The 4361-nt window shown below is 72.4% G+C and carries 5 protein-coding genes; 3 read left to right on the top strand and 2 right to left on the bottom strand.

The features are described 5' to 3' along the window. Positions 1–9: 9 nt before the first annotated feature. A complete protein-coding gene (locus L7D48_RS26540) occupies positions 10–1668 on the bottom strand; it encodes an MFS transporter (protein WP_237883271.1) in 1659 nt (552 codons plus the stop codon). A gap of 173 nt (positions 1669–1841) precedes the next feature. Here L7D48_RS26540 and panB point away from each other — a divergent pair, with 173 nt between their 5' ends. The 3 genes from panB (at position 1842) to L7D48_RS26525 (ending at position 4160) form a co-directional block, all read left to right on the top strand. Next, positions 1842–2699 carry a 3-methyl-2-oxobutanoate hydroxymethyltransferase gene (gene panB, locus L7D48_RS26535; RefSeq protein WP_237883269.1) on the top strand — a complete coding sequence of 286 codons (858 nt, stop codon included), beginning with the start codon at positions 1842–1844 and terminating at the stop codon, positions 2697–2699. A 166-nt stretch (positions 2700–2865) separates the two neighbouring features. Continuing rightward, positions 2866–3321 (top strand): Hsp20/alpha crystallin family protein, encoded by a 456-nt coding sequence (locus tag L7D48_RS26530; protein ID WP_237883275.1) that lies wholly within the window; start codon positions 2866–2868, stop codon positions 3319–3321. A gap of 62 nt (positions 3322–3383) precedes the next feature. Then, the gene (locus L7D48_RS26525) at positions 3384–4160 is read left to right on the top strand and encodes a site-2 protease family protein (RefSeq protein WP_237883267.1); all 777 of its coding nucleotides are present in this window, start codon (positions 3384–3386) and stop codon (positions 4158–4160) included. Here L7D48_RS26525 and L7D48_RS26520 read toward each other — a convergent pair. Continuing rightward, positions 4147–4335, bottom strand: a complete 189-nt coding sequence (locus tag L7D48_RS26520; protein WP_237883273.1) for a hypothetical protein — start codon at positions 4333–4335, stop codon at positions 4147–4149. The two genes, L7D48_RS26525 and L7D48_RS26520, sit on opposite strands and share 14 nt — an antisense overlap. Positions 4336–4361: the final 26 nt, after the last annotated feature.

Genomic DNA, 4361 nt, shown 5'->3' with positions numbered 1-4361 from the left:
CCCCCACCCTCAGCCGCGCGTCCGGGCGCCGTCCAGCACTCCGTCCACGGCCTGCTCGGCCGGCCCCTCGGGCAACCGCCTCCACTCCCGCTCGCCCTTCCCCTCCGGCGCGCCCGGCCTGCCCGGCATGAACCACGCGACGACGACCGCGCCGGCCAGGGTGACGGCGGCGGAGGCCGCGACCGTGACGTGCATGGCGTGGACGAACGCCTCGTCGGCCCGCTCGGCCAGCGTCCGGCCCACCGGGCCCATCCGCTCGGCCAGCGCCCGGGTGGCTTCGATGGACTCGCCTGCCGCGCGCCGGTCCCCCTCCGACAGGCCCGGCACCCCGGCCAGCTCGCCGTCGATCCAGCCCCGGTAGGCCGCCGACAGCAGCGAACCGAGCACGGCGACGCCCAGTGCGCCGCCGACCTGCCGGAAGATGTTGTTGACCGCCGACCCGGAACCGGCCTTCTCACGCGGCAGCGCCTGCATGATCGTGACCGTGACGGGTGGCGTGACGTGCGCCATCCCGGCGCCCTGGACGACGAAGAGGACCTCCAGGACCCAGATCGGCGTGTCGGTGCCGAGCAGTACGAACGCCGCCATGGTCGCGGCGACCGCCAGCAGGCCGGCCGTGCAGGTGGCCCGGGCGCCGAAGCGCTTCACGGCCAGCTCGGCCCGGGAGGCGAAGAAGAGCTGCGAGGCGGCGAGCGGGAGCAGCAGCAGGCCGGTCTGGAAGGGGGTGTAGCCGCGCACGCTCTGGGTGTAGAAGACCATGAAGAACGTCACGCCCATCAGCGCGAAGAACACCAGCGCCACGGCGGTGACGGCGGCCGAGAAGGCCGGCTCGCGGAAGTACCGCACATCCAGGGCCGGGTGCCGGCTGCGCCTCTCGTGGAGCACGAACCCGGCCAGGACGGCGAGGCCGCCGCCCACCGTGAGCAGCACCTCGGGGTCGGTGAAGTCGGCGAGCTGCCCGCCCTTGATGATGCCGTACACCAGCAGTACCAGGCCGACGACCGACAGCAGAACACCGGGGACGTCGGGGCGGCCGGGCGCGGGATCCCTGGATTCGGGGACGAGCACGGCCATCGCGATCAGCGCGGCGATCACGATGGGCACGTTGACCATGAAGACCGAGCCCCACCAGAAGTGCTCCAGCAGCAGGCCGCCGGTGGCCGGCCCCACGGCGATGGCCACGCCGACGCCCCCGGTCCAGATCCCCATGGCCCTGGGCTGCTCGTCGCGTTCGAAGACGTTCATCAGGACGGCGAGCGTGGAGGGCATCACCAGGGCGCCGCCGACCCCCATCAGCGCGCGGAAGGCGATCAGCTCGCCGGGCGATTCGGACAGCCCGGCCAGCACCGAGCCCGCGCCGAACAGCACCAGGCCCGCCAGCAGCACCCGCTTGCGCCCCAAGCGGTCCGCGAGCAGGCCCGAGGTGAACAGCAGCCCCGCGAAGACGAGCGTGTAGGAGTTCACCGCCCACTCCAGCTGGCTGTGGGTGGCGCCGAGGCCGGTGGGAGGCGGGGTCGCGATGGTCTTCATCGCGACGTTGAGGATCGAGTTGTCCAGCACGACGATCAGCAGGCTGAGCATCAGGACGGCCAGGATCGCCCAGCGCCTGCGATGCACGGCCTCCGGGACCGTCGAACACGGCGGCGCTTCGGAACCAACTGCACTCATCGCCACAGGTTAGGACATTCGCGGCACCAACCCGTCTCGTGCCGCCACACGCTCCCCCGTGTCGCACCACAGGCGGTCCCCCTTCCCTCCCGCCCGGTGGCAGTGCCACCATGGACACGGATCCGGGGACGCCGTGAGGGCGCCTCGAGACGACGAACACAGGAGCCGGCGCAATGACGCATGCCCAGCAGGCGGCCGACAGCAGCAAGGCGCTGTACGGCGGAACGCAGCAGCGACGCATCACCGTGAGGGACCTGGCCGCCGCCAAGGAGCGCGGCGAGAAGTGGCCCATGCTCACCGCGTACGACGCGATGACCGCGTCCGTCTTCGACGAGGCGGGCATCCCCGTCCTGCTCGTCGGGGACTCGGCGGGCAACTGCCACCTCGGCTACGACTCCACGGTGCCCGTCACCATGGAGCAGATGGCCATGATGTCCGCCGCCGTCGTACGCGGCACCCGACGGGCGATGGTCGTCGCCGACCTCCCCTTCGGCTCGTACCAGGAGGGCCCCGTCCAGGCCCTGCGCAACGCCACCCGCCTGGTGAAGGAGGCCGGCGCCGGGGCGGTGAAGCTCGAGGGCGGCGAGCGCTCGCTGGCCCAGACCGAACTGCTCGTGCGGTCCGGCATCCCCGTGATGTCCCACCTGGGCCTGACCCCGCAGTCGGTCAACGCGCTGGGCGGCTACTACGTCCAGGGCCGCGGCGACGAGGCCGCCCACCAGCTCCTGCGCGACGCCAAGGCCGCCCAGGACGCCGGCGCCTTCGCCCTCGTCATGGAGATGGTGCCGGCCGAGCTGGCCGCCGAGGTCACCCGCTCCCTGAGCATCCCGACCATCGGCATCGGCGCCGGCCCGGACTGCGACGCCCAGGTGCTGGTCTGGACGGACATGGCCGGCATGACGGCGGGCCGGATGCCGCGCTTCGTCAAGCAGTACGCGCGGCTGCGCGAGACGCTCGGCGACGCGGCGCGCGGGTTCGCCCAGGACGTGGTCGGCTCCGCCTTCCCCACCGAGGAGCACACCTTCCACTGACCGGCGGCGGCCGGCCCTCCCCCACCGGCCGGCACCGGTCCTCCCGCGGCGGCCCGCCGACGGCCTTCCCCCGGCCCGTCGGCGGGCCGCCCGTTATGTTCGCCCACGCCCGGATACCCGCCACGGCGCACGGACAGGCCACGAGGAGGGAGGCACTCCCGTGAAGATGCCAGTACGGCGCGGAGAGGGCGCGCAGCGCCCGGCACGGCAGCAGCCGGGCTGGCGCGACCCGCGCAGCGAGTTCGAGAACCTGTGGTCCGAGGTGGGCCGGTTCTTCCAGCAGGGCACCACGCCCACCGGCGAGCGGCCCTGGGTACCGCTGGTCGAGGAGGAGGAGACCGAGGACGCCTATCTGGTGCGGGCCGAGCTGCCCGGCATCCCGCGCGAGAACGTCTCGGTGGAGCTGGACGCCAACGAGCTGCACATCACCGGCGAGCTCGAGGAGGAGCACCACGGGAAGGTGCTCAGCCGCCGGACCGGCCGGTTCTCCTACCGCACCATGGTCCCCCACGACATCGACGACGACGCGGTCTCGGCCGACCTGGCCGACGGGGTTCTCACCGTACACATCCCGAAGTCGCCGCAGGGCAAGCGGCGCACGATCGACATCAGCGCCCAGTAGGCCGGCCGGGGCACGGGCCCCGGCTCGTGCCCCGGCGACCGCTCCGGGTACGGTCTGGCCCCATGAACAGACAGGTCAGCCCCGTGTTCCTGGGGCTCGTCACCGTCATGGGGGTGTCGGCCTGGGGCGTATGGGCGGGCTACGCGGCGAGCACCGGTTTCGCGGTGTTCCTCTTCGTCGTCTCGGCCTGGATCGTCTCCCTGTGCCTGCACGAGTACGCGCACGCGCGCACCGCGCTGCACGGCGGCGACATATCCGTCGGAGCCAAGGGCTACCTCACCCTCAACCCCCTCAAGTACACCCACGCCCTGCTGAGCATCGTCCTGCCCGTGGTCTTCGTGATCATGGGCGGCATCGGCCTCCCCGGCGGCGCGGTGTTCATCGAGCGCCACCGCATCCGCGGCCGGCTCAAGCACAGCCTGATCTCGGCGGCCGGCCCCCTGGTCAACGCCGCCCTCGCCCTCGTCCTGGTCACACCCTTCCTGCTGGGCCTGCTGGACGACGCGCCGATCGCGTTCCGCTGCGCACTGGCCTTCCTGGCGATGCTCCAGGTCACGGCCGCGATCCTCAACTTCCTGCCCGTCCCCGGCCTGGACGGCTACGGCGTCATCGAACCGTGGCTCTCGCCCAAGGCCCGCCGCCAGATGGAGCCCTTCGCACCCTTCGGTCTCCTCGCGGTCTTCGCCTGCCTGTGGATCCCGGAGGTCAACGCCGTCTTCTGGGACGGCGTCGACGCCGTTATGGGGGCTCTGGGCGTCTCCTGGCAGGAGGTCGCCTACGGGCTGCGGTACTTCCGCTTCTGGGAGGGCGAGCCCGAGGGCGTCTTCATCCCCCACTGACGCCGTTCGCCTCGGCCGAGGCCCGCTCCAGCCTGGCGCGGCGCACGTAGTACCAGGCCATGTTGGACGACAGTCCGGCCAGCAGGACCCAGACGATCCCCACCGGCCACGCCCCCTGCACGAAGGACACCACCGCCGCGACGACGGCGAGGCCGCAGACGACCAGGGCGAACAGGGGGAGTCGTCGGGTCGGGGACGAGG

This window comes from Streptomyces sp. ICN903, from assembly GCF_022015835.1.
Classification (GTDB): Bacteria; Actinomycetota; Actinomycetes; order Streptomycetales; family Streptomycetaceae; genus Streptomyces; species Streptomyces fenghuangensis.
This window is presented reverse-complemented; position numbering and strand designations above follow the sequence as displayed.